The sequence below is a fragment of the Streptomyces sp. NPDC102490 genome (genome assembly GCF_044765285.1).
Classification (GTDB): domain Bacteria; phylum Actinomycetota; class Actinomycetes; order Streptomycetales; family Streptomycetaceae; genus Streptomyces.
In genome coordinates this window covers 719,398-739,455 of the sequence record NZ_JBIWJU010000001.1, presented here as the reverse complement: position 1 = coordinate 739,455, position 20,058 = coordinate 719,398, and the positions used below count along the sequence as shown (strand labels likewise).

The window sequence follows — 20,058 nt, the reverse complement described above, 5'->3', positions numbered from 1 at the left end:
TTGAAGAAGCTGGAGAAGTCGTACGGGATGTGCGGTGACGCGCTCGCGGACTTCTGGCCGAAGCTGGAGCGGGCGCAGGCGCTGGCGGACAGGGCGTTGGTCAAGGCGCGGGAGGCCCGTCAGGACCTGTCCTCGGCGCAGTCGAAGTTGTCCTCGGCGGACTCGTGGGTGACGCGGGCGTCGAAGGAGGCGGACAAGTACAAGGACGATCCGACGGGCAGCAAGTCGGACGCGGACAAGCCGGACGAGGCCAAGGTCCGGGCCGCCACCCGTGACGTCCAGCACGCCAAGACCGCGCACGCCAACGCGCAGTCGGCCGTCGACTCGGCGCAGAGCGCGCTGGACGCGGCGAAGAAGATGGCCGAGGACGCGCGCAAAATGCGTGACGACGCGGCCCGGGAGGCCAAGAACAAGATCGACGAGGCGTCCGACGCCGGCATCCAGAACCGCTCGTGGTGGGAGGACGTCGGCGACTGGTTCTCCGACAACTGGGATTCGATCGTCGCGGTCTGCAAGGTCGTCGTCGCCGTCGTCGGCATCATCGCGATGATCATCGGCGGCCCGATCCTCGGCGCGATCGTCCTCGTCGCCGCCCTCGTCGTCCTCGCCGACACGCTCTACAAGTACAGCAAGGGCCAAGCATCCCTGTGGGACGTGGGACTGGCCGCGCTGGACTGCATACCCGGCATGAAGGGCCTCACCACCCTCGGCGGACTCGCCAAGGGCTTGAGGGCTGCGGGCAAGCTGGGGATCAAGGGCATGGCGCAGGGAGTCAGAGGGCTGGGCAGATCTCTCAGAGGCGGCGCGGGCAACCTCGTGAAGCGGGCCAAGGCACTCGCCGGACGATGCCCTGGCGGTGACCCGATCGACATGGTCACCGGTGAGATGCTGATGTACGAGACCGACATCGAGTTGCCCGGAGTCCTGACGCTGGCACTGAAGCGCACCCATCTCTCGACGTACCGGGAAGGACGGTGGTTCGGCAGGTCGTGGGCATCCACGCTCGACGAGCGGGTCGAACTGGACAGCCAAGGCGTGCTGTTCGCCGCCGAGGACGGCATGATCCTTGCGTACCCGGTGCCGGTTCCTGGCGTGCAGTGTCTGCCACTCGAAGGACCGCAGTGGCCGTTGGAATGGGACGGGCCCGGTCGTGGCACCCTGCGTATCCACGACACGGCGCTCGGCGTCACGCGACACTTCGCGGTGGTCACCGAGCCGCTACCGGACATGCCGTACACGTTGGCGCTTTCCGCGATCACGGATCGGAACGACAATCGCATCGACATCGCCCGGAGTGCCGACGGTACTCCGACCGCGGTTCGGCACTCGGCTGGGTACCACGTCGAGGTCGAGACTTCGGACGGGCTGGTCTCGGGCCTTCGGTTGAGACACGGAAGCCACACCAACGACGCGACGACCGTCCTCCGGTACTCGTATTCGACCGACCGCAACCTCACAGAGATCGTCAACTCTTCGGGTCTCCCGTTCCGCTTCGACTACGACGACAGGGCGCGCGTCGTCTCCTGGACCGACCGCAATGGCAGCTGGTACCGCTTCGAATACGACCACGACGACCGATGTGTGGCGGGGCGAGGGGCTGGCGGGCACCTGAACTGCGTCATCGATTACGACTCCACGCGGCGCGTCACCACGTATACGGACTCGCTGGGCCACGTGACCCGTTACGAGCACAACGAACTGCTGCAACTTGTGGGTGTCACCGATCCGCTGGGGCGGCGGGAGTCGCTCGAATGGGATCGACACGGTCGGCTGCTCACGCAGATGGACCCCATGGGGCGGGAAACCGGTTACACCTACGACGAGGCAGGCAACGTCACGTCCATTGTCGGACCAGACGGCCGACGGGCTACCGCCGAGTACAACCAGTGGCACCTACCCGTGGTGACGGTCGGTGGCGACGGGGCCGTGCGTACCTACACGTACGACGAGCGGGGCAACCGTACGTCGGTGATGGAGCCGGGAGGCGCCAGAACCAGCTTCACCTACGGACCCGGAGGTGCCCTCACCAGCATCACCGATCCACAAGGGGCGTGCGTTTCCATCAGGACGAACGCTGCCGGCCTGCCGATCCGGGTCACGAACCCCACGGGTGCGTTCGTGGAATACAGCCGCGACCACTTCGGCCGGATCGACTCGATCACGGACCCGCTCGGCGGCGTCACTCGCGTCTCATGGACTCCGGAGGGAAGGAAGACCCGAAGAACCGCGGCTGACGGCAGCGTGGAGTCCTGGGTCTGGGACGCGGAGGGGAACCTTCTCACCTACGTCGATCCCAGCGGCGCAACGACCACATCGGCCTACTCGCACTTCGACCTGCTCGTGAGCCGAACCGATGCCACAGGCGCGGTGCTCCACTTCGAGCACGACACCGAGCTCCGCCTCGTGGCGGTCACCAACGCCCGGGGACGTACCTGGCGGTACACCTACGACGCTGCGGGTCACCTTGTCGCGGAACAGGACTTCGACGACCGCTCGCTCAGCTATGTGCGGGATGAGGTGGGTCGGCTGGTCAAGCAGATCAATGGTGCTGGTGAGACCGTCGAGTATCTGCGCGATGTCATCGGCAACGTGGTCGAGAAACGTGCCGGAGACGTGACCACTGTGTTCCGGTACGACGATGCGGGGTTCCTGGCGGAGGCACTGTCGCCCGGAGTTCACCTCACCTTCGCGCACGATGAGTACGGGCGGGTGACGGAAGAGAGCGTGAACGGGCGCACGAGCAGCTTCCGGTACGACCTCGCAGGCCGCCGTACGACGCGTGTCACGCCATCGGGAACCGAGAGTACGTGGTTCTACACCGCCGACGGTCAGCCGCACGAACTGGTGGCCTCCGGCCATGCCCTGCGGTTCGCCTACGACGCCGCGGGCAGGGAGACGGAGATCCGCCTGGAGGACGGGGCTTCCGTGGTGCAGTCCTGGGACGCGTTGCACCGCATGCGCAGCCAGACGGTCGTGGGCCCGCGGCACAAGACCCCGGGTACGCCGTCCGTCGACCGCCAGTACGTCCATGGTCCCGCCGGCCCCCTCGAAGTACGCGAAGGCCAGGGGGCCGGGAAGCATTACGCCTTGGACGTCGCTGGCCGACCCGCCACGGTGAGCGCGCAGGGATGGAGCGAAAGCTACGCCTACGACAGTGGAGGACGACTGGTCGCCTCCCGACGTGAGGGCGCGGAGGGTGTGCACGAGGAACGCACGCAGCGTTTCACCTACGACGGAAACCGCCTCACGCGAGCCGGACGTACCAGTTACGTGTACGACGCCCAGGGCCGGGTGATCCGGCGGACGCGCCGAACGCTCTCGGGGCTCCGCAAGAGCTGGACCTACACCTGGAACTCCGACGACCGCCTGACAAGCCTCGTCACCCCCGATGGGACGACCTGGCGCTACTCCTACGACCCCCTCGGACGACGGGTGGCCAAAGAGCGACTCGACTCCTGCGGAGAAGTCGACGAGGCGGTGTTCTTCGTCTGGGACGGAAGTCGGCTCGCGGAGGAAATCCACGAGCGTCCGTCCGCAACAGGCAATCGCACCAGCGTTACCTGGGAGTACACGCCCGACAGTCACCGCGCCGTGGCTCAGTGCACGCGTAAGTGGCTCCGGGACGCTCCGCAGGAGGAAGTGGACCAACGGTTCCGCCTCATCGTGAGTGACCTCGCCGGGAGCCCCACCGAACTGCTCACCGAAGAGGGGAGTGTGACCTGGAAGCGCAGGTCGAGCATCTGGGGTGCGCCAGAGCATGTCGCCCCGGCGGCGGAAGAAGAATGTCAGCTTCGTTTTCCCGGACAGTACTTCGACCCGGAAAGCGAGCTGCACTACAACCATTTCCGGTACTACGACCCGTATACCGCGCGGTACGTGTCGCCGGATCCTCTGGGGCTCGCTGCGGGCCCCGACCACTACGCGTATGTGCTCAACCCACTGGTCTGGTCCGATCCACTGGGACTTCAGACGTGCCCCACCTTCAAAGGGCTCGCCTGGTTGACCGACAAAATGCTGAAACGCCCCTCGTTCAGGTATCAGCGCGTCGTGTCCGGCACCGACTATGAGCAGATCTGGAAGCTTTCCAACGGTCGTGAGGTGCACCTGGACGGCGGCCCTACCAACGGCTGGATCATGGAAGCCAAGTTCACGGGTGGACGGGAGAGCGAGTGGGCCAAGTCCGCCTATAATCCCGAGAGCTCTCTCTATAATGAGACGAAAATCACCGACCAGGCTGCCAAGCTGTTGAAACTGAATGAAGAGCTTGGTGGCAAGGGTGTGCGCTACGCAATATCAAACGAAGCGGGGGCAGCGCATTTCCGAGAGGTGCTCGGAACTAATTTCCCCGAGGCCATGTCAAATGGTACCCTGTCAGTATTTCATGTACCTGGAAACGGTATGAGCGGAATGAGTAAATGGTTGACGTAAGCGCGGAAGTGGGTCAGTTGTCCGAGCTCGACGAGCTCACGGGGCCGGCGGCGGCAGCCGTTCTCGACGCCGCGGGCTGGACGGGCGAGCGCAGGAATCCGGCGAAGGAGTGGGCGACGACGTGGCGGCGAGCCGACGCCCATGCGTGGATTCAGGGGGAGGGGCCCTCGGTGCAGGTGGAGTTCACCGTCTGGCACCGAGACGTCGACGAGGAGTGGCCGGATCCGGACGCCTACATCGACGAGCTCTACGACGCGGCCACCGCAGAGCTTCCCGGGCTTGTCGCCCAGCTGGAAGCCGGTGTTCCCGGGGGCCGGTTGCAGAGTGTCGATGAGGACTTGACCGACGGCGCGGACTACATCGACCACACCGCATGGCGGATCTCGGACAAGGTTGTCCTGGCCGGAGTCAAGCACGACGACACGGACGCGCCGGTGCAGCTGGTCGTGGTGGTGCGCGACCGCTCGGCCGACACGCACGACGACGGCGGCGAATGGTTGTAGCGGCGCCCGAGATTCAAGAGCGACGGGCCGACGTACAAAAAGACCCGGGTTTGATCTCCGTCACCCCCGGGGTATTCTCTCCGGCCCGATTGGCCAGCCCCCCGCCCCGTATGGCAGACTAGCGGGGTTGCTCGGTCGAGTGCCGATGCTGCGCGCCTCCCGCCGGGGGGACCGGAAGCGAGTCCCACAGTACTCGTCGCTCCTGATCAGGGGCGGACGTACGGGAATCTTCCGGGAAGTGTCAGCGGGGTGCAGGCCAGGCACCCGGTGGGCCTCTCGCCCCCGGCCTGCGGTTCCGGAAGGGCCCGCGACTCCCACTGCAGGGACGTCCCGAAAAGGGACATCCATGTCAGCGAGAGCGCGACACGCCCGACCGCGTGGGTCGGAGGGGGAGCGGAAGAAAAGGGACCACCGGGTCCAGAGCGTTTCGAGAGACAGGACTACTGAGTAGCCATGGCGGGACAGAAGATCCGCATCCGGCTCAAGGCCTACGACCACGAGGTCATCGACTCTTCGGCGAAGAAGATCGTCGAGACGGTGACGCGCACTGGTGCGTCGGTCGCGGGCCCGGTGCCGCTGCCCACTGAGAAGAACGTGTACTGCGTCATCAAGTCGCCGCACAAGTACAAGGACTCGCGCGAGCACTTCGAGATGCGCACGCACAAGCGCCTGATCGACATCCTCGACCCGACCCCCAAGACCGTTGACTCTCTGATGCGACTCGACCTCCCGGCCGGTGTCGACATCGAGATCAAGCTCTGAGGGCGGTGATCTGAAGATGACCAAGCAGATCAAGGGCATCCTGGGCGAGAAGCTCGGCATGACGCAGGTGTGGGACGAGAACAACCGTGTTGTTCCGGTCACCGTCGTCAAGGCCGGCCCCAACGTCGTCACCCAGGTCCGCACGAACGACGTCGACGGCTACGAGTCGGTCCAGATCGCCTTCGGCGAGATCGACCCGCGCAAGGTGAACAAGCCCCTCAAGGGCCACTTCGCCAAGGCCGACGTCACCCCCCGTCGTCACCTCGTCGAGATCCGTACCGCTGGTGCCAGCGAGTACACCCTCGGCCAGGAGATCACCGCTGAGGCCTTCGAGTCCGGCGTGAAGGTCGACGTCACCGCGAAGAGCAAGGGCAAGGGCTTCGCCGGCGTCATGAAGCGCCACAACTTCAAGGGTGGCAAGGCGTCGCACGGTGCCCACCGTGTGCACCGCATGCCCGGATCCATCGGTGGCTGTGCCACCCCCGGCCGTGTCTTCAAGGGCATGCGCATGGCGGGTCGCATGGGCAACGAGCGGGTCACCACCCAGAACCTGACCGTTCACGCCGTTGACGCGGAGAAGGGCCTGCTCCTCATCAAGGGCGCGGTTCCTGGTCCGAACGGCGGCCTCGTCCTGGTCCGCACTGCGGCCAAGGGGGCCTGAGGTAACCGATGAGCACTGTTGACATCCTTTCGCCTGCCGGCGAGAAGACCGGAAGCGTCGAGCTCCCCGCGGAGATCTTCGGCGTGGAGAAGATCAGCATCCCGCTGATCCACCAGGTCGTCGTCGCGCAGAACGCCGCTGCCCGCCAGGGCACGCACAAGACCAAGCGTCGCGGCGAGGTCCGCGGTGGCGGCAAGAAGCCGTACCGCCAGAAGGGCACCGGCCGCGCCCGCCAGGGTTCGACCCGTGCGCCGCAGTTCGCCGGCGGTGGCGTCGTCCACGGCCCGCAGCCGCGTGACTACTCGCAGCGGACCCCGAAGAAGATGAAGGCCGCGGCCCTGCGCCACGCCCTCACCGACCGGGCCCGCCACAACCGCATCCACGTCGTCACCGGCGTCATCGAGGGCGAGACCCCGTCCACGAAGGCCGCCCGGACGCTGTTCGGCAAGATCTCGGAGCGCAAGAACCTGCTCCTGGTCGTCGACCGCGCCGACGAGGCCGCGTGGCTGTCCGCCCGCAACCTGCCCCAGATCCACATCCTGGAGCCGGGCCAGCTGAACACGTACGACGTTCTCGTCTCGGACGACGTGGTCTTCACCCAGGCCGCTTTCGAGTCCTTCGTGTCTGGCCCCAAGGCCGCTGACACCGAAGGGAGCGAAGCCTGATGGCTACGCGTCACCCGAGCATCGCCTCCAAGGCGGCCAAGGCCGCCAAGGCCGCGCGCGTCGCCAAGGCGCGCCGCCACGAGGCCGAGGGCAAGAACACCGTCGTCACCCCGGCCAGCAAGGCGTTCACGGACCCCCGTGACGTGCTGCTGAAGCCGGTCGTGTCCGAGAAGAGCTACGCGCTCCTCGACGAGAACAAGTACACGTTCATCGTCGCGCCGGGCTCCAACAAGACCCAGATCAAGGAGGCCGTCCAGGCGGTCTTCTCGGTCAAGGTCACCGGGGTCAACACGATCAACCGCCAGGGCAAGCGGAAGCGGACCCGCACGGGCTTCGGCAAGCGTGCCGACAGCAAGCGCGCGATCGTGACCCTCGCCGAGGGCGACCGTATCGACATCTTCGGCGGTCCGACCTCCTGACGGAGGTCCGGATCGTCCGGAATCGGACGAGGACTGAGAAATGGGAATCCGCAAGTACAAGCCGACGACGCCGGGCCGCCGTGGCTCCTCCGTCGCCGACTTCGTCGAGGTCACGCGGTCCACGCCGGAGAAGTCGCTGGTCCGCCCGCTGCACAGCAAGGGCGGCCGTAACAACGCCGGTCGTGTGACCGTTCGCCACCAGGGTGGCGGACACAAGCGCGCCTACCGTGTCATCGACTTCCGTCGGCACGACAAGGACGGCGTGCCGGCGAAGGTCGCGCACATCGAGTACGACCCCAACCGCACCGCGCGCATCGCGCTGCTGCACTACGCCGACGGCGAGAAGCGCTACATCCTCGCCCCGCGCAACCTGCAGCAGGGTGACCGCGTCGAGAACGGTCCCGGGGCCGACATCAAGCCGGGCAACAACCTGGCGCTCCGCAACATCCCGGTCGGTACCACGATCCACGCGATCGAGCTCCGTCCCGGTGGCGGCGCCAAGTTCGCCCGTTCCGCCGGTGCCTCCGTGCAGCTGCTCGCGAAGGAGGGCTCGATGGCCCACCTGCGCATGCCGTCCGGAGAGATCCGCCTGGTCGACCAGCGCTGCCGCGCCACGGTCGGCGAGGTCGGCAACGCCGAGCAGAGCAACATCAACTGGGGCAAGGCGGGCCGTAAGCGCTGGCTGGGCGTTCGCCCGACCGTGCGTGGTGTGGTCATGAACCCGGTGGACCACCCGCACGGTGGTGGCGAAGGCCGTACCTCGGGTGGTCGCCACCCGGTGTCCCCCTGGGGCAAGAAGGAAGGCCGTACTCGTTCGCCCAAGAAGGCGTCGAACAAGTACATCGTCCGCCGCCGCAAGACGAACAAGAAGCGCTAAGGACGGGTTGAGATGCCTCGTAGCTTGAAGAAGGGACCCTTCGTCGACGACCACCTGATCAAGAAGGTGGACACGCAGAACGAAGCCGGTACCAAGAACGTCATCAAGACCTGGTCCCGTCGCTCGATGATCGTCCCGGCGATGCTCGGCCACACGATCGCGGTGCACAACGGCAAGACCCACATCCCGGTGTTTGTCACCGAGTCCATGGTCGGCCACAAGCTCGGCGAGTTCTCGCCGACGCGCACCTTCCGGGGTCACGTCAAGGACGACCGGAAGTCGAAGCGCCGCTAACGCGGGGTGGAATGACCATGACAAACACTGAAGGGACAACCATGGAAGCCAGGGCCCAGGCGCGGTACATCCGCGTCACGCCCATGAAGGCCCGCCGCGTGGTGGACCTCATCCGTGGCATGGATGCCACGGAGGCTCAGGCGGTCCTGCGTTTCGCCCCGCAGGCCGCGAGCGTGCCGGTCGGCAAGGTGCTGGACAGCGCCATCGCCAACGCCGCGCACAACTACGACCACACCGACGCCGACAGCCTCTTCATCTCCGAGGCGTACGTCGACGAGGGCCCGACCCTGAAGCGGTTCCGGCCGCGTGCCCAGGGCCGCGCCTACCGGATCCGCAAGCGGACCAGCCACATCACCGTGGTCGTCAGCAGCAAGGAAGGAACCCGGTAATGGGCCAGAAGGTAAACCCGCACGGGTTCCGGCTCGGCATCACCACCGACTTCAAGTCGCGTTGGTACGCCGACAAGCTGTACAAGGACTACGTCAAGGAAGACGTCGCCATCCGTCGGATGCTGACGTCCGGCATGGAGCGCGCCGGCATCTCCAAGGTCGAGATCGAGCGCACCCGTGACCGCGTCCGCGTGGACATCCACACGGCTCGTCCGGGCATCGTCATCGGCCGCCGCGGTGCGGAGGCCGACAAGATCCGCGGGCAGCTCGAGAAGCTCACGGGCAAGCAGGTCCAGCTGAACATCCTCGAGGTCAAGAGCCCCGAGACCGACGCCCAGCTGGTCGCCCAGGCCGTCGCCGAGCAGCTCTCCTCCCGCGTCTCCTTCCGTCGCGCCATGCGCAAGAGCATGCAGGGCACGATGAAGGCCGGCGCCAAGGGCATCAAGATCCAGTGCGGTGGCCGCCTCGGCGGCGCCGAGATGTCCCGCTCGGAGTTCTACCGCGAGGGCCGTGTGCCCCTGCACACGCTCCGCGCGAACGTGGACTACGGCTTCTTCGAGGCCAAGACGACCTTCGGCCGCATCGGTGTGAAGGTCTGGATCTACAAGGGCGACGTCAAGAACATCGCCGAGGTCCGCGCCGAGAACGCCGCCGCGCGTGCGGGCAACCGCCCGGCCCGCGGTGGCGGCAACGACCGCCCGGCCCGTGGTGGCCGCGGTGGCGAGCGTCGCGGGCGCAAGCCGCAGCAGCAGTCGGCTCCGGCCGCCGAGGCCCCCAAGGCCGAGGCGCCCGCCGCTGCCGCTCCGGCTGAGAGCACCGGAACGGAGGCCTGACCGTCATGCTGATCCCCCGTAGGGTCAAGCACCGCAAGCAGCACCACCCGAAGCGCCGTGGTATGGCCAAGGGCGGTACGCAGGTTGCGTTCGGCGAGTACGGCATCCAGGCCCTCACGCCGGCGTACGTGACCAACCGCCAGATCGAGGCGGCCCGTATCGCGATGACCCGCCACATCAAGCGTGGCGGCAAGGTCTGGATCAACATCTACCCGGACCGCCCGCTCACGAAGAAGCCGGCCGAGACCCGCATGGGTTCCGGTAAGGGTTCTCCGGAGTGGTGGATCGCGAACGTGCACCCGGGCCGGGTCATGTTCGAGCTGTCCTACCCCAACGAGAAGATCGCCCGTGAGGCGCTGACTCGTGCGGCCCACAAGCTGCCGATGAAGTGCCGGATCGTCAAGCGCGAGGCAGGTGAAGCGTGATGTCGGCCGGTACCAAGGCGTCCGAGCTGCGCGAACTGGGTGACGAGGAGCTGCTGAACAAGCTCCGCGAAGCCAAGGAAGAGCTGTTCAACCTCCGCTTCCAGGCGGCGACGGGTCAGCTCGAGAACCACGGGCGGCTCAAGGCCGTCCGCAAGGACATCGCCCGGATCTACACCCTGATGCGTGAGCGCGAGCTGGGCATCGAGACGGTGGAGAGCGCCTGATGAGCGAGAGCAACGTGACTGAAGAGACGAAGGCCGCGCGCGGCTTCCGCAAGACCCGTCAGGGTCTGGTCGTCAGCGACAAGATGGACAAGACCGTCGTCGTCGCCGTCGAGGACCGCGTGACCCACGCGCTGTACGGCAAGGTCATCCGCCGTACCGAGAAGCTCAAGGCACACGACGAGCAGAACTCCGCGGGCGTCGGCGACCGTGTCCTCCTCATGGAGACCCGGCCGCTGTCCGCGACGAAGCGCTGGCGCGTCGTCGAGGTCCTCGAGAAGGCCAAGTAAGAAATCTCCTGCGGGGCATTCCTCGCAGGACAGTTCCGCCAGGCTCCGGGAGCCGTTCACCCAGTGAGCGGCTCCCGGGGAACCGGCAGACATTCAGGAGATAGACGTGATCCAGCAGGAGTCGCGGCTGCGTGTCGCCGACAACACGGGTGCGAAGGAAATCCTGACCATCCGTGTGCTCGGTGGCTCCGGCCGCCGCTACGCGGGTATCGGTGACGTCATCGTCGCCACCGTCAAGGACGCGATCCCCGGTGGCAACGTGAAGAAGGGTGACGTCGTCAAGGCGGTCATCGTTCGCACCGTCAAGGAGCGCCGCCGTCCGGACGGCTCGTACATCCGCTTCGACGAGAACGCCGCCGTCATTCTGAAGAACGACGGCGACCCTCGCGGCACCCGTATCTTCGGCCCGGTCGGCCGTGAGCTGCGCGAGAAGAAGTTCATGAAGATCATCTCCCTCGCGCCGGAGGTGCTGTGAGCATGAAGATCAAGAAGGGCGACCTGGTCCAGGTCATCACCGGCAAGGACAAGGGCAAGCAGGGCAAGGTCATCGCGGCCTTCCCCCGTGAGGACCGCGTCCTGGTCGAGGGTGTCAACCGGGTCAAGAAGCACACCAAGGCCGGTCCGACCGCTCGCGGTTCGCAGGCCGGCGGCATCGTGACCACCGAGGCGCCGATCCACGTCTCCAACGTCCAGCTGGTCGTGGAGAAGGACGGCGACAAGGTCGTCACGCGCGTCGGTTACCGCTTCGACGACGAGGGCAACAAGATCCGCGTTGCCAAGCGGACGGGTGAGGACATCTGATGGCTACCACCACCACTCCGCGTCTCAAGACGAAGTACCGCGAGGAGATCGCGGGCAAGCTGCGTGAGGAGTTCTCCTACGAGAACGTCATGCAGATCCCCGGCCTCGTGAAGATCGTGGTCAACATGGGTGTCGGCGACGCCGCCCGTGACTCGAAGCTGATCGAGGGCGCGATCCGCGACCTGACCACCATCACCGGTCAGAAGCCGGCCGTCACCAAGGCCCGCAAGTCCATCGCGCAGTTCAAGCTGCGTGAGGGCCAGCCGATCGGTGCCCACGTCACGCTCCGTGGCGACCGCATGTGGGAGTTCCTGGACCGCACCCTGTCGCTGGCGCTGCCGCGCATCCGCGACTTCCGTGGTCTGTCCCCCAAGCAGTTCGACGGCCGTGGCAACTACACCTTCGGTCTCACCGAGCAGGTCATGTTCCACGAGATCGACCAGGACAAGATCGACCGCACCCGGGGTATGGACATCACCGTGGTGACCACGGCGACCAACGACGCTGAGGGCCGCGCGCTCCTCCGTCACCTCGGCTTCCCCTTCAAGGAGGCGTGAGCGAGATGGCGAAGAAGGCTCTGATTGCCAAGGCTGCTCGCAAGCCCAAGTTCGGTGTCCGCGGCTACACGCGCTGCCAGCGCTGCGGCCGTCCGCACTCCGTCTACCGCAAGTTCGGCCTGTGCCGCGTGTGCCTTCGTGAGATGGCTCACCGTGGCGAGCTGCCGGGCGTGACCAAGAGCTCCTGGTAATCCGGTAATTCCGGGTTACCAAGGCTCTCGGTAAGCATCTGGGTCGGCAGAAGCCCGCCCTCGCATGCCGTAGGCTTGCGGGGTTGGGCGTCTGCCGCCCGTACGACTTACTACGCCGTAGGTCCACCGCGCCGCACCCGTCCCGTCTCGGATCGGGGAGAGGGATGGCGCACCAGGAAACCCCGGCGAGAGAGGCCGAAGGCCAATTCATGACCATGACTGATCCGATCGCAGACATGCTTACGCGTCTGCGGAACGCGAACTCGGCGTACCACGACTCTGTGACGATGCCGGCGTCCAAGATCAAGTCTCACATCGCGGAGATCCTCCAGCAGGAGGGCTTCATCACGGGCTGGAAGACCGAGGACGCCGAAGTCGGCAAGAACCTCGTTCTCGAGCTGAAGTTCGGCCCGAACCGTGAGCGCTCCATCGCGGGCATCAAGCGGATCTCCAAGCCCGGTCTCCGGGTGTACGCGAAGTCCACCAACCTGCCCAAGGTGCTGGGTGGCCTCGGCGTGGCGATCATCTCCACGTCGCACGGGCTCCTCACCGACAAGCAGGCCGGCAAGAAGGGCGTAGGCGGAGAAGTCCTCGCCTACGTCTGGTAACGGAAGGGAACGGAGGAAACAGCTATGTCGCGCATCGGCAAGCTCCCCATCGCGGTTCCCGCCGGCGTGGACGTCACCATCGACGGCCGTACGGTTTCGGTCAAGGGCCCCAAGGGCACGCTGACCCACACCGTCGTGGCGCCGATCGACATCGCCAAGGGTGAGGACGGCGTGCTGAACGTCACCCGCCCCAACGACGAGCGTCAGAGCAAGGCCCTGCACGGCCTGTCCCGCACGCTGGTGGCGAACATGATCACCGGCGTGACCCAGGGTTACGTGAAGAAGCTCGAGATCAGCGGTGTCGGTTACCGCGTGCTCGCCAAGGGTTCGAACCTGGAGTTCTCCCTCGGCTACAGCCACCCGATCCTCGTCGAGGCCCCCGAGGGAATCACCTTCAAGGTGGAGAACCCGACCCACTTCTCGGTCGAGGGCATCGACAAGCAGAAGGTCGGCGAGGTTGCGGCCAACATCCGCAAGCTGCGCAAGCCCGACCCGTACAAGGCCAAGGGCGTCAAGTACGAGGGCGAAGTCATCCGCCGCAAGGTCGGAAAGGCGGGTAAGTAAGCCATGGCATACGGACAGAAGATCCTGAAGGGCGACGCCTACAAGCGCGCCGCGATCAAGCGCCGCCACATCCGGATTCGCAAGAATCTCTCGGGTACGGCGGAGCGTCCCCGTCTGGTCGTTACCCGCTCGAACCGCCACATCGTGGCCCAGGTCATCGACGACATCAAGGGTCACACCCTTGCGTCGGCGTCCACCCTGGACACCTCGATCCGTGGCGGCGAGGCGGACAAGTCGGCGCAGGCCAAGCAGGTCGGCGCCCTGGTCGCCGAGCGTGCCAAGGCCGCGGGTGTCGAGGCCGTGGTCTTCGACCGCGGTGGCAACCAGTACGCGGGGCGCATCGCCGCCCTGGCGGACGCCGCCCGCGAAGCCGGTCTGAAGTTCTGACCCGGTTCCGTATCGCTAGCGGAAACAGAGAGAGGTAATTCCAATGGCTGGACCCCAGCGCCGCGGTGGCGGTGCCGGTGGCGGCGAGCGGCGGGACCGGAAGGGCCGTGACGGTGGCGCAGGCGCCGCCGAGAAGACCGCTTACGTTGAGCGCGTCGTCGCGATCAACCGCGTCGCCAAGGTTGTGAAGGGTGGTCGTCGCTTCAGCTTCACCGCGCTGGTCGTGGTGGGCGACGGTGACGGCACCGTGGGTGTCGGATACGGCAAGGCCAAGGAGGTGCCGGCCGCCATCGCCAAGGGTGTTGAGGAGGCCAAGAAGCACTTCTTCAAGGTCCCCCGCATCCAGGGCACCATCCCGCACCCCATCCAGGGTGAGAAGGCTGCCGGCGTCGTGCTGCTCAAGCCCGCGTCCCCCGGTACCGGCGTGATCGCCGGTGGCCCGGTGCGCGCCGTGCTCGAGTGCGCCGGTATCCACGACGTGCTGTCGAAGTCGCTCGGCTCCGACAACCAGATCAACATCGTGCACGCGACCGTGGAGGCCCTCAAGGGCCTGCAGCGTCCCGAGGAGATCGCGGCCCGCCGTGGTCTGCCGCTCGAGGACGTCGCCCCCGCGGCCCTTCTCCGTGCGCGTGCCGGGGCGGGTGCGTAATCATGGCGCAGCTCAAGATTACGCAGGTCAAGTCCTACATCGGCAGCAAGCAGAACCACCGTGACACCCTGCGCTCCCTTGGTCTCAAGGGGATCAACACGCAGGTCGTCAAGGAGGACCGCCCCGAGTTCCGCGGCATGGTGCACACCGTCCGCCACCTCGTGACGGTCGAGGAGGTCGACTGATCATGGGTGAGCAGAACCCGCTCAAGATCCACAACCTCCGTCCCGCCCCGGGCGCCAAGACCGCCAAGACCCGTGTGGGTCGTGGTGAGGCGTCGAAGGGTAAGACGGCCGGTCGTGGTACGAAGGGTACGAAGGCCCGTTACCAGGTTCCGGAGCGCTTCGAGGGTGGCCAGATGCCCCTCCACATGCGTCTTCCGAAGCTGAAGGGCTTCAAGAACCCGTTCAAGACCGAGTTCCAGGTCGTGAACCTCGACAAGCTGGCCGCGCTGTACCCCGAGGGTGGCGAGGTCACCGTCGAGGGCCTCGTGGCCAAGGGTGCCGTTCGCAAGAACAGCCTCGTCAAGGTCCTCGGCCAGGGCGAGATCTCCGTGGCGCTGCAGGTGACGGTCGACGCCGTCTCCGGCTCCGCCAAGGAGAAGATCACCGCCGCCGGCGGTACCGTCACCGAGCTCGTCTGAACTACTCGGGCGTGTCGATGACATGAGCGATCCCGACCGGGGATGCCCCACAAAAGGGGTATCCCCGGTTGGTCGTTCCAAGGGGAGTGCTCCCGCCGGTAAGGTGGCTTGCGCTGCCCTCTTTCACGGGTGCGTCACATGAGGCACTCTTGGCGGCGGTTCAGCGTTACTCCCTTAGCCGTCCACTTATCAGTCGTCAGTCGAACCTCAAGACCGTCACCCTTGACGCAGTAGCGCGGGGGTCGCAGGAGGCACCGTGCTCACCGCGTTCGCCCGGGCGTTCAGGACGCCCGACCTGCGCAAGAAGCTGCTCTTCACGCTCGGCATCATCGTGGTGTACCGACTCGGTACCCACATCCCCATTCCAGGTGTCGACTACAAGAACGTCCAGGAGTGCGTGGACCAGGCGTCCGGCAACCAGGGCCTCTTCGGCCTGGTCAACATGTTCAGCGGTGGCGCCCTGCTGCAGATCACGGTCTTCGCGCTCGGCATCATGCCGTACATCACGGCGAGCATCATTCTGCAGCTGCTGACCGTCGTCATCCCGCGCCTGGAAGCCCTCAAGAAGGAGGGCCAGGCCGGCACGGCGAAGATCACGCAGTACACCCGCTACCTGACCGTCGCGCTCGCCATCCTCCAGGGCACCGGCCTGGTGGCCACCGCCCGCAGCGGCGCGCTCTTCTCCGGCTGCACCGTCGCCGGGCAGATCGTGCCCGACCAGGCGATCTTCACCACGATCGTCATGGTCATCTGCATGACCGCCGGTACCTGCGTCGTCATGTGGCTCGGCGAGCTGATCACCGACCGCGGCATCGGCAACGGCATGTCGATCCTGATGTTCATCTCGATCGCCGCCACCTTCCCGTCCGCCCTGTGGGCCATCAAGAAGCAGGGCGAGCTGGCCGACGGCTGGATCGAGTTCGGCACGGTCATCCTCGTCGGCCTGGTCATGGTCGGCCTCGTGGTCTTCGTGGAGCAGGCCCAGCGCCGCATCCCGGTGCAGTACGCGAAGCGCATGATCGGCCGCCGCTCCTACGGGGGCACCTCGACGTACATCCCGCTCAAGGTGAACCAGGCGGGTGTCATCCCCGTCATCTTCGCCTCGTCGCTGCTCTACATCCCGGCGCTGATCGTCCAGTTCTCGAACTCGACGGCGGGCTGGGCCACCTGGATCACGAAGAACCTCGCGGACACCGCGGCGACGCCGCACATCATCCTGTACTTCTTCCTGATCGTCTTCTTCGCCTTCTTCTACGTGGCCATCTCGTTCAACCCCGAGGAAGTCGCGGACAACATGAAGAAGTATGGTGGCTTCATCCCGGGCATCCGGGCTGGCCGACCGACCGCTGAGTATCTGAGCTACGTACTCAACCGGATCACCTGGCCGGGTTCGCTGTACTTGGGTCTGATCGCTCTCGTCCCGACAATGGCGTTGGCTGGTTTCGGGGCAAACCAGAACTTCCCGTTCGGTGGCACCAGCATCCTGATCATCGTGGGTGTCGGTCTCGAGACGGTGAAGCAGATCGAGAGCCAGCTCCAGCAGCGCAATTACGAAGGGTTCCTCCGCTGATGCGAATCGTCCTCGTCGGGCCTCCGGGCGCCGGAAAGGGAACGCAGGCCACCCGCCTTGCCGAGACGCTGCACATTCCGCACATCTCCACGGGTGACCTGTTCCGCGCGAACATCAGCCAGCAGACCGAACTGGGCAAGCTCGCGAGGTCCTACATGGACGCCGGCAATCTCGTGCCGGACGAGGTCACCATCGCCATGGCGAAGGACCGCATGGAGCAGCCCGACGCCGAGGGCGGCTTCCTGCTGGACGGATTCCCGCGCAACGTCTCCCAGGCCGAGGCGCTGGACGAGCTGCTCGAGACCGAGGACATGAAGCTCGACGCGGTGCTGGACCTGGAGGCCCCGGAGGACGAGGTCGTCAAGCGGATCGCCGGCCGGCGCGTCTGCCGCAACGAGTCCGCGCACGTCTTCCACGTGACGTACTCCCCGCCGAAGAAGGCGGGCGTCTGCGACGTCTGCGGCGGCGAGCTGTACCAGCGGGACGACGACTCCGAGGAGACGGTCCGCAAGCGGCTCGAGGTCTACCACACGCAGACCGAGCCGATCATCGACTACTACAAGGCGCAGGGCCTGGTCGCCACCATCGCGGCGACGGGCCCCGTGGACGAGGTCACGCGCCGTGCGCTGGAGGCGCTCAAGCGCGACCAGTAGTACGCCGCCCGGCTCCAGCCGCGGTCCCTCGCTCAGGGGGCCGCGGCTGTGCTGTGGGGTGGGGCGGCTCCGCCCCGTATCGTGGGACTGCGCCCCCGTCCCTCCTTCTTCCCCGTCCTCTCTCTCCGGTCCCGTCCAGAAAGGCCGCAGCCCCCATGGTGCAGATCAAGAACCCCGAGCAGATCGCCAAGATGCGCGAAGCGGGGCTGGTCGTCGCCGCCATCCACGCGGCCACGCGCGAGGCCGCCGTGCCCGGCGCGACGACCAGGGACCTGGACCAGGTCGCCCGCAAGGTCCTCGCGGAGCACGACGCCAAGCCGAACTTCCTCGGGTACGGCGGCTTCCCCGCCACCATCTGCACCTCGGTGAACGAGGTCGTCGTCCACGGCATCCCGTCCGACGACGTGGTCCTCAAGGACGGCGACGTCATCTCCATCGACTGCGGCGCGATCATCGACGGCTGGCACGGCGACGCCGCCTACACGGCCTTCGTCGGCTCCGGTCACTCCCCGGAGCTGGTCGAGCTGTCCCGGGTGACCGAGGAGTCGATGTGGGCGGGCATCGCGGCCATGAAGCAGGGCAACCGCCTGGTGGACGTCTCCCGGGCCATCGAGACCTACATCCGCCGCCAGCCCAAGCCCGGCGGCGGCAAGTACGGGATCATCGAGGACTACGGCGGCCACGGCATCGGCACCGAGATGCACATGGACCCGCACCTGCTGAACTACGTCGACCGCCGCCGCGGCAAGGGCCCGAAGCTCGTCCCCGGCTTCTGCCTCGCCATCGAGCCGATGGTCTCCCTGGGCACCCCGCGCACGGAGGTCCTCTCGGACGAGTGGACGGTCATCACCACGGACGGCACCTGGTCCTCCCACTGGGAGCACTCGGTGGCCCTGACCGAGCAGGGCCCCCTGGTCCTGACGGCCCCCGACGGCGGCAAGGCGAAGCTGGCCGAGCTGGGGATCACGGCGGCGCCGGACCCCCTTGCATAACGATCTCGTTTCCGGGGCAGACTTCCTCGTTTCGCCTTTCCGGGGTTGCTGACGTAGACTGACTCGTCGGCTCTCGTGCACACGTATGCCCTTGAAGGTTGAAGGGAAATACGAAAGGTGCGCCGGAGTCGATCAAGGTAGTCGATTCGAAGGGCGAAGCGTGGCCAAGAAGCAAGGTGCCATCGAGATCGAAGGCACTGTCGTCGAGTCTCTTCCGAACGCCATGTTCAAGGTGGAGCTCCAGAACGGCCACCAGGTCCTGGCTCACATCAGCGGCAAGATGCGTATGCACTACATCCGCATCCTCCCTGACGACCGGGTCGTGGTGGAGCTGTCTCCGTACGACCTGACGCGTGGCCGGATCGTCTACCGGTACAAGTAGATCTTGCCCACGTCCCGTGCGCTCCGCGCGCGGGTCCGCCGGCAACTGACCCGGAGAACCTCACACCCATGAAGGTCAAGCCGAGCGTCAAGAAGATCTGCGACAAGTGCAGGGTGATCCGCCGTCACGGTCGGGTCATGGTCATCTGCGACAACCCGCGCCACAAGCAGCGCCAGGGCTGACGCACGACCGTTCCCTCCGCGATTCGCAGGACTTCGCGCGACGCGAGCTGAACATGTTCATACGCAGGACCCGGACGAGCGATCGTCCGACACCCCCGGTTCGGAGGCCGGGGACCCGAGCCGTACCAAGTCTGTGAAAGAGAAGACGCCGGCGGCCGGGGTCCGGTCCTGTGGAAGACCTCCGACAACCAACTGGAGCCATTGAATGGCACGCGTTTCCGGTGTTGACATCCCGCGCGAAAAGCGCGTGGAGATCGCCCTCACCTACGTGTTCGGCATCGGCCGGACCCTCTCGCAGCAGACGCTCGCCGCCACCGGCGTGGACCCGAACACCCGTGTTCGGGACCTCTCCGAGGAGCAGCTCGTCGCGATCCGCGAGTACGTCGACAACAACATCAAGACCGAGGGTGACCTCCGTCGCGAGGTCCAGGCCGACATCCGCCGCAAGGTCGAGATCGGTACCTACCAGGGTCTCCGCCACCGTCGCGGTCTGCCCGTCCGCGGTCAGCGCACCAGCACCAACGCTCGCACCCGCAAGGGCCCGCGTCGCGCCATCGCCGGCAAGAAGAAGCCGGGCAAGAAGTAGTCCGCAGCGGACTCGCCGTCCAGCGGTCTTCGCTGTAGGACCGACCACCTCCCGTAGGAGAACGACATGCCCCCCAAGGGACGTCAGGGCGCCGCCAAGAAGGTGCGCCGCAAGGAAAAGAAGAACGTCGCTCACGGCCACGCGCACATCAAGAGCACGTTCAACAACACGATCGTGTCCATCACGGACCCGACCGGCAACGTGATCTCCTGGGCCTCCGCCGGCCACGTCGGCTTCAAGGGCTCCCGGAAGTCCACGCCGTTCGCCGCGCAGATGGCCGCCGAGTCGGCTGCCCGTCGCGCGCAGGAGCACGGCATGCGCAAGGTCGACGTGTTCGTCAAGGGCCCGGGTTCCGGTCGTGAGACCGCCATCCGCTCCCTCCAGGCGACCGGCCTCGAGGTCGGCTCCATCCAGGACGTCACGCCCACCCCGCACAACGGGTGCCGTCCGCCGAAGCGCCGCCGCGTCTGACCCTCGCGGTCGTTCAGGCATCGCTTCACCAGGGTTTCCGGGCGGTACGGCTCTT

Annotated in this window: 30 protein-coding genes; all 30 read left to right on the top strand. The window is 66.3% G+C overall.

Features of this window, described 5'->3' with window-relative positions; genetic code table 11:
• Positions 1–96 precede the first annotated feature (96 nt).
• The 30 genes from ACIRGB_RS03420 to rpsK all read left to right on the top strand — a co-directional run bounded on the left by ACIRGB_RS03420 (position 97) and on the right by rpsK (position 20,003).
• Entirely contained in the window at positions 97–4,428 is a 4,332-nt protein-coding gene (locus tag ACIRGB_RS03420) for a DUF6531 domain-containing protein (protein WP_403858149.1), read from the top strand.
• A complete protein-coding gene (locus tag ACIRGB_RS03415; protein ID WP_403858147.1) occupies positions 4,416–4,931 on the top strand; it encodes a hypothetical protein in 516 nt (171 codons plus the stop codon). Before ACIRGB_RS03420 ends, ACIRGB_RS03415 begins: the two co-directional genes overlap by 13 nt.
• 453 nt (positions 4,932–5,384) lie before the next feature.
• On the top strand, positions 5,385–5,693 hold the full coding sequence (gene rpsJ, locus ACIRGB_RS03410; protein ID WP_003948644.1) for a 30S ribosomal protein S10: 309 nt from the start codon (positions 5,385–5,387) through the stop codon (positions 5,691–5,693).
• 16 nt (positions 5,694–5,709) lie between these two features.
• Positions 5,710–6,354 (top strand): 50S ribosomal protein L3, encoded by a 645-nt coding sequence (gene rplC / locus ACIRGB_RS03405; protein WP_104634712.1) that lies wholly within the window; start codon positions 5,710–5,712, stop codon positions 6,352–6,354.
• An 8-nt stretch (positions 6,355–6,362) separates the two neighbouring features.
• Positions 6,363–7,019, top strand: coding sequence for a 50S ribosomal protein L4 (gene rplD, locus ACIRGB_RS03400; RefSeq protein ID WP_403858145.1), 657 nt, complete (start codon positions 6,363–6,365; stop codon positions 7,017–7,019).
• Positions 7,019–7,438, top strand: a complete 420-nt coding sequence (gene rplW / locus ACIRGB_RS03395) for a 50S ribosomal protein L23 (protein ID WP_007443985.1) — start codon at positions 7,019–7,021, stop codon at positions 7,436–7,438. The genes rplD and rplW overlap by 1 nt, the downstream gene beginning before the upstream one ends.
• A 40-nt stretch (positions 7,439–7,478) precedes the next feature.
• On the top strand, positions 7,479–8,315 hold the full coding sequence (gene rplB / locus ACIRGB_RS03390) for a 50S ribosomal protein L2 (protein WP_030400225.1): 837 nt from the start codon (positions 7,479–7,481) through the stop codon (positions 8,313–8,315).
• Positions 8,316–8,327: 12 nt separating this feature from the next.
• Positions 8,328–8,609 carry a 30S ribosomal protein S19 gene (gene rpsS, locus ACIRGB_RS03385; RefSeq protein ID WP_003974263.1) on the top strand — a complete coding sequence of 94 codons (282 nt, stop codon included), beginning with the start codon at positions 8,328–8,330 and terminating at the stop codon, positions 8,607–8,609.
• 41 nt (positions 8,610–8,650) lie between these two features.
• On the top strand, positions 8,651–8,998 hold the full coding sequence (gene rplV, locus ACIRGB_RS03380; RefSeq protein ID WP_003974262.1) for a 50S ribosomal protein L22: 348 nt from the start codon (positions 8,651–8,653) through the stop codon (positions 8,996–8,998).
• Complete coding sequence (gene rpsC / locus ACIRGB_RS03375) at positions 8,998–9,831, top strand: 30S ribosomal protein S3 (RefSeq protein WP_003974261.1); 834 nt, start codon at positions 8,998–9,000, stop codon at positions 9,829–9,831. The genes rplV and rpsC overlap by 1 nt, the downstream gene beginning before the upstream one ends.
• A 5-nt stretch (positions 9,832–9,836) precedes the next feature.
• Entirely contained in the window at positions 9,837–10,256 is a 420-nt protein-coding gene (gene rplP / locus ACIRGB_RS03370; RefSeq protein WP_003974260.1) for a 50S ribosomal protein L16, read from the top strand.
• Positions 10,256–10,480 carry a 50S ribosomal protein L29 gene (gene rpmC, locus ACIRGB_RS03365; protein ID WP_005481220.1) on the top strand — a complete coding sequence of 75 codons (225 nt, stop codon included), beginning with the start codon at positions 10,256–10,258 and terminating at the stop codon, positions 10,478–10,480. Before rplP ends, rpmC begins: the two co-directional genes overlap by 1 nt.
• Positions 10,480–10,767, top strand: coding sequence for a 30S ribosomal protein S17 (rpsQ, locus tag ACIRGB_RS03360; RefSeq protein WP_052839851.1), 288 nt, complete (start codon positions 10,480–10,482; stop codon positions 10,765–10,767). Before rpmC ends, rpsQ begins: the two co-directional genes overlap by 1 nt.
• Before the next feature lie 106 nt (positions 10,768–10,873).
• Entirely contained in the window at positions 10,874–11,242 is a 369-nt protein-coding gene (rplN, locus tag ACIRGB_RS03355) for a 50S ribosomal protein L14 (protein WP_003974257.1), read from the top strand.
• A gap of 2 nt (positions 11,243–11,244) precedes the next feature.
• Positions 11,245–11,568 (top strand): 50S ribosomal protein L24, encoded by a 324-nt coding sequence (gene rplX, locus ACIRGB_RS03350; RefSeq protein WP_104634710.1) that lies wholly within the window; start codon positions 11,245–11,247, stop codon positions 11,566–11,568.
• Entirely contained in the window at positions 11,568–12,125 is a 558-nt protein-coding gene (gene rplE, locus ACIRGB_RS03345; protein WP_003974255.1) for a 50S ribosomal protein L5, read from the top strand. Before rplX ends, rplE begins: the two co-directional genes overlap by 1 nt.
• Before the next feature lie 5 nt (positions 12,126–12,130).
• A complete protein-coding gene (locus ACIRGB_RS03340) occupies positions 12,131–12,316 on the top strand; it encodes a type Z 30S ribosomal protein S14 (RefSeq protein ID WP_003948630.1) in 186 nt (61 codons plus the stop codon).
• A gap of 209 nt (positions 12,317–12,525) precedes the next feature.
• Positions 12,526–12,924, top strand: a complete 399-nt coding sequence (gene rpsH, locus ACIRGB_RS03335; RefSeq protein WP_026248232.1) for a 30S ribosomal protein S8 — start codon at positions 12,526–12,528, stop codon at positions 12,922–12,924.
• A 24-nt stretch (positions 12,925–12,948) separates the two neighbouring features.
• Positions 12,949–13,488, top strand: coding sequence for a 50S ribosomal protein L6 (gene rplF / locus ACIRGB_RS03330; RefSeq protein WP_030145478.1), 540 nt, complete (start codon positions 12,949–12,951; stop codon positions 13,486–13,488).
• 3 nt (positions 13,489–13,491) lie between these two features.
• Positions 13,492–13,875 carry a 50S ribosomal protein L18 gene (gene rplR / locus ACIRGB_RS03325; protein ID WP_003974252.1) on the top strand — a complete coding sequence of 128 codons (384 nt, stop codon included), beginning with the start codon at positions 13,492–13,494 and terminating at the stop codon, positions 13,873–13,875.
• A gap of 43 nt (positions 13,876–13,918) precedes the next feature.
• Positions 13,919–14,524 carry a 30S ribosomal protein S5 gene (gene rpsE / locus ACIRGB_RS03320; protein ID WP_133887695.1) on the top strand — a complete coding sequence of 202 codons (606 nt, stop codon included), beginning with the start codon at positions 13,919–13,921 and terminating at the stop codon, positions 14,522–14,524.
• A 2-nt stretch (positions 14,525–14,526) separates the two neighbouring features.
• Complete coding sequence (gene rpmD / locus ACIRGB_RS03315) at positions 14,527–14,709, top strand: 50S ribosomal protein L30 (RefSeq protein ID WP_003974250.1); 183 nt, start codon at positions 14,527–14,529, stop codon at positions 14,707–14,709.
• A gap of 2 nt (positions 14,710–14,711) precedes the next feature.
• Complete coding sequence (rplO, locus tag ACIRGB_RS03310; protein ID WP_043381011.1) at positions 14,712–15,167, top strand: 50S ribosomal protein L15; 456 nt, start codon at positions 14,712–14,714, stop codon at positions 15,165–15,167.
• 256 nt (positions 15,168–15,423) lie between these two features.
• Positions 15,424–16,737, top strand: coding sequence for a preprotein translocase subunit SecY (secY, locus tag ACIRGB_RS03305; RefSeq protein ID WP_403858138.1), 1,314 nt, complete (start codon positions 15,424–15,426; stop codon positions 16,735–16,737).
• On the top strand, positions 16,737–17,390 hold the full coding sequence (locus ACIRGB_RS03300; protein ID WP_403858136.1) for an adenylate kinase: 654 nt from the start codon (positions 16,737–16,739) through the stop codon (positions 17,388–17,390). The genes secY and ACIRGB_RS03300 overlap by 1 nt, the downstream gene beginning before the upstream one ends.
• Positions 17,391–17,545: 155 nt before the next feature.
• Positions 17,546–18,382, top strand: a complete 837-nt coding sequence (map, locus tag ACIRGB_RS03295; RefSeq protein ID WP_052839847.1) for a type I methionyl aminopeptidase — start codon at positions 17,546–17,548, stop codon at positions 18,380–18,382.
• A gap of 160 nt (positions 18,383–18,542) precedes the next feature.
• The gene (infA, locus tag ACIRGB_RS03290; protein WP_003948620.1) at positions 18,543–18,764 is read left to right on the top strand and encodes a translation initiation factor IF-1; all 222 of its coding nucleotides are present in this window, start codon (positions 18,543–18,545) and stop codon (positions 18,762–18,764) included.
• A gap of 68 nt (positions 18,765–18,832) precedes the next feature.
• The gene (rpmJ, locus tag ACIRGB_RS03285; RefSeq protein WP_003974245.1) at positions 18,833–18,946 is read left to right on the top strand and encodes a 50S ribosomal protein L36; all 114 of its coding nucleotides are present in this window, start codon (positions 18,833–18,835) and stop codon (positions 18,944–18,946) included.
• 205 nt (positions 18,947–19,151) lie between these two features.
• On the top strand, positions 19,152–19,532 hold the full coding sequence (gene rpsM, locus ACIRGB_RS03280) for a 30S ribosomal protein S13 (protein WP_003974244.1): 381 nt from the start codon (positions 19,152–19,154) through the stop codon (positions 19,530–19,532).
• A gap of 66 nt (positions 19,533–19,598) precedes the next feature.
• Positions 19,599–20,003, top strand: a complete 405-nt coding sequence (rpsK, locus tag ACIRGB_RS03275; protein ID WP_003948617.1) for a 30S ribosomal protein S11 — start codon at positions 19,599–19,601, stop codon at positions 20,001–20,003.
• Positions 20,004–20,058: the final 55 nt, after the last annotated feature.

What these genes read in the sequence shown, in the direction of transcription:
- ACIRGB_RS03415 (WP_403858147.1), top strand. Translation starts at nt 4,416, where the DNA reads ATGGTTGACGTAAGCGCGGAAGTGGGTCAGTTGTCCGAGCTCGACGAG.
- rpsJ (WP_003948644.1), top strand. Translation starts at nt 5,385, where the DNA reads ATGGCGGGACAGAAGATCCGCATCCGGCTCAAGGCCTACGACCACGAG.
- rplC (WP_104634712.1), top strand. Translation starts at nt 5,710, where the DNA reads ATGACCAAGCAGATCAAGGGCATCCTGGGCGAGAAGCTCGGCATGACG.
- rplD (WP_403858145.1), top strand. Translation starts at nt 6,363, where the DNA reads ATGAGCACTGTTGACATCCTTTCGCCTGCCGGCGAGAAGACCGGAAGC.
- rplW (WP_007443985.1), top strand. Translation starts at nt 7,019, where the DNA reads ATGGCTACGCGTCACCCGAGCATCGCCTCCAAGGCGGCCAAGGCCGCC.
- rplB (WP_030400225.1), top strand. Translation starts at nt 7,479, where the DNA reads ATGGGAATCCGCAAGTACAAGCCGACGACGCCGGGCCGCCGTGGCTCC.
- rpsS (WP_003974263.1), top strand. Translation starts at nt 8,328, where the DNA reads ATGCCTCGTAGCTTGAAGAAGGGACCCTTCGTCGACGACCACCTGATC.
- rplV (WP_003974262.1), top strand. Translation starts at nt 8,651, where the DNA reads ATGGAAGCCAGGGCCCAGGCGCGGTACATCCGCGTCACGCCCATGAAG.
- rpsC (WP_003974261.1), top strand. Translation starts at nt 8,998, where the DNA reads ATGGGCCAGAAGGTAAACCCGCACGGGTTCCGGCTCGGCATCACCACC.
- rplP (WP_003974260.1), top strand. Translation starts at nt 9,837, where the DNA reads ATGCTGATCCCCCGTAGGGTCAAGCACCGCAAGCAGCACCACCCGAAG.
- rpmC (WP_005481220.1), top strand. Translation starts at nt 10,256, where the DNA reads ATGTCGGCCGGTACCAAGGCGTCCGAGCTGCGCGAACTGGGTGACGAG.
- rpsQ (WP_052839851.1), top strand. Translation starts at nt 10,480, where the DNA reads ATGAGCGAGAGCAACGTGACTGAAGAGACGAAGGCCGCGCGCGGCTTC.
- rplX (WP_104634710.1), top strand. Translation starts at nt 11,245, where the DNA reads ATGAAGATCAAGAAGGGCGACCTGGTCCAGGTCATCACCGGCAAGGAC.
- rplE (WP_003974255.1), top strand. Translation starts at nt 11,568, where the DNA reads ATGGCTACCACCACCACTCCGCGTCTCAAGACGAAGTACCGCGAGGAG.
- ACIRGB_RS03340 (WP_003948630.1), top strand. Translation starts at nt 12,131, where the DNA reads ATGGCGAAGAAGGCTCTGATTGCCAAGGCTGCTCGCAAGCCCAAGTTC.
- rpsH (WP_026248232.1), top strand. Translation starts at nt 12,526, where the DNA reads ATGACCATGACTGATCCGATCGCAGACATGCTTACGCGTCTGCGGAAC.
- rplF (WP_030145478.1), top strand. Translation starts at nt 12,949, where the DNA reads ATGTCGCGCATCGGCAAGCTCCCCATCGCGGTTCCCGCCGGCGTGGAC.
- rplR (WP_003974252.1), top strand. Translation starts at nt 13,492, where the DNA reads ATGGCATACGGACAGAAGATCCTGAAGGGCGACGCCTACAAGCGCGCC.
- rpsE (WP_133887695.1), top strand. Translation starts at nt 13,919, where the DNA reads ATGGCTGGACCCCAGCGCCGCGGTGGCGGTGCCGGTGGCGGCGAGCGG.
- rpmD (WP_003974250.1), top strand. Translation starts at nt 14,527, where the DNA reads ATGGCGCAGCTCAAGATTACGCAGGTCAAGTCCTACATCGGCAGCAAG.
- rplO (WP_043381011.1), top strand. Translation starts at nt 14,712, where the DNA reads ATGGGTGAGCAGAACCCGCTCAAGATCCACAACCTCCGTCCCGCCCCG.
- ACIRGB_RS03300 (WP_403858136.1), top strand. Translation starts at nt 16,737, where the DNA reads ATGCGAATCGTCCTCGTCGGGCCTCCGGGCGCCGGAAAGGGAACGCAG.
- map (WP_052839847.1), top strand. Translation starts at nt 17,546, where the DNA reads ATGGTGCAGATCAAGAACCCCGAGCAGATCGCCAAGATGCGCGAAGCG.
- rpmJ (WP_003974245.1), top strand. Translation starts at nt 18,833, where the DNA reads ATGAAGGTCAAGCCGAGCGTCAAGAAGATCTGCGACAAGTGCAGGGTG.
- rpsM (WP_003974244.1), top strand. Translation starts at nt 19,152, where the DNA reads ATGGCACGCGTTTCCGGTGTTGACATCCCGCGCGAAAAGCGCGTGGAG.
- rpsK (WP_003948617.1), top strand. Translation starts at nt 19,599, where the DNA reads ATGCCCCCCAAGGGACGTCAGGGCGCCGCCAAGAAGGTGCGCCGCAAG.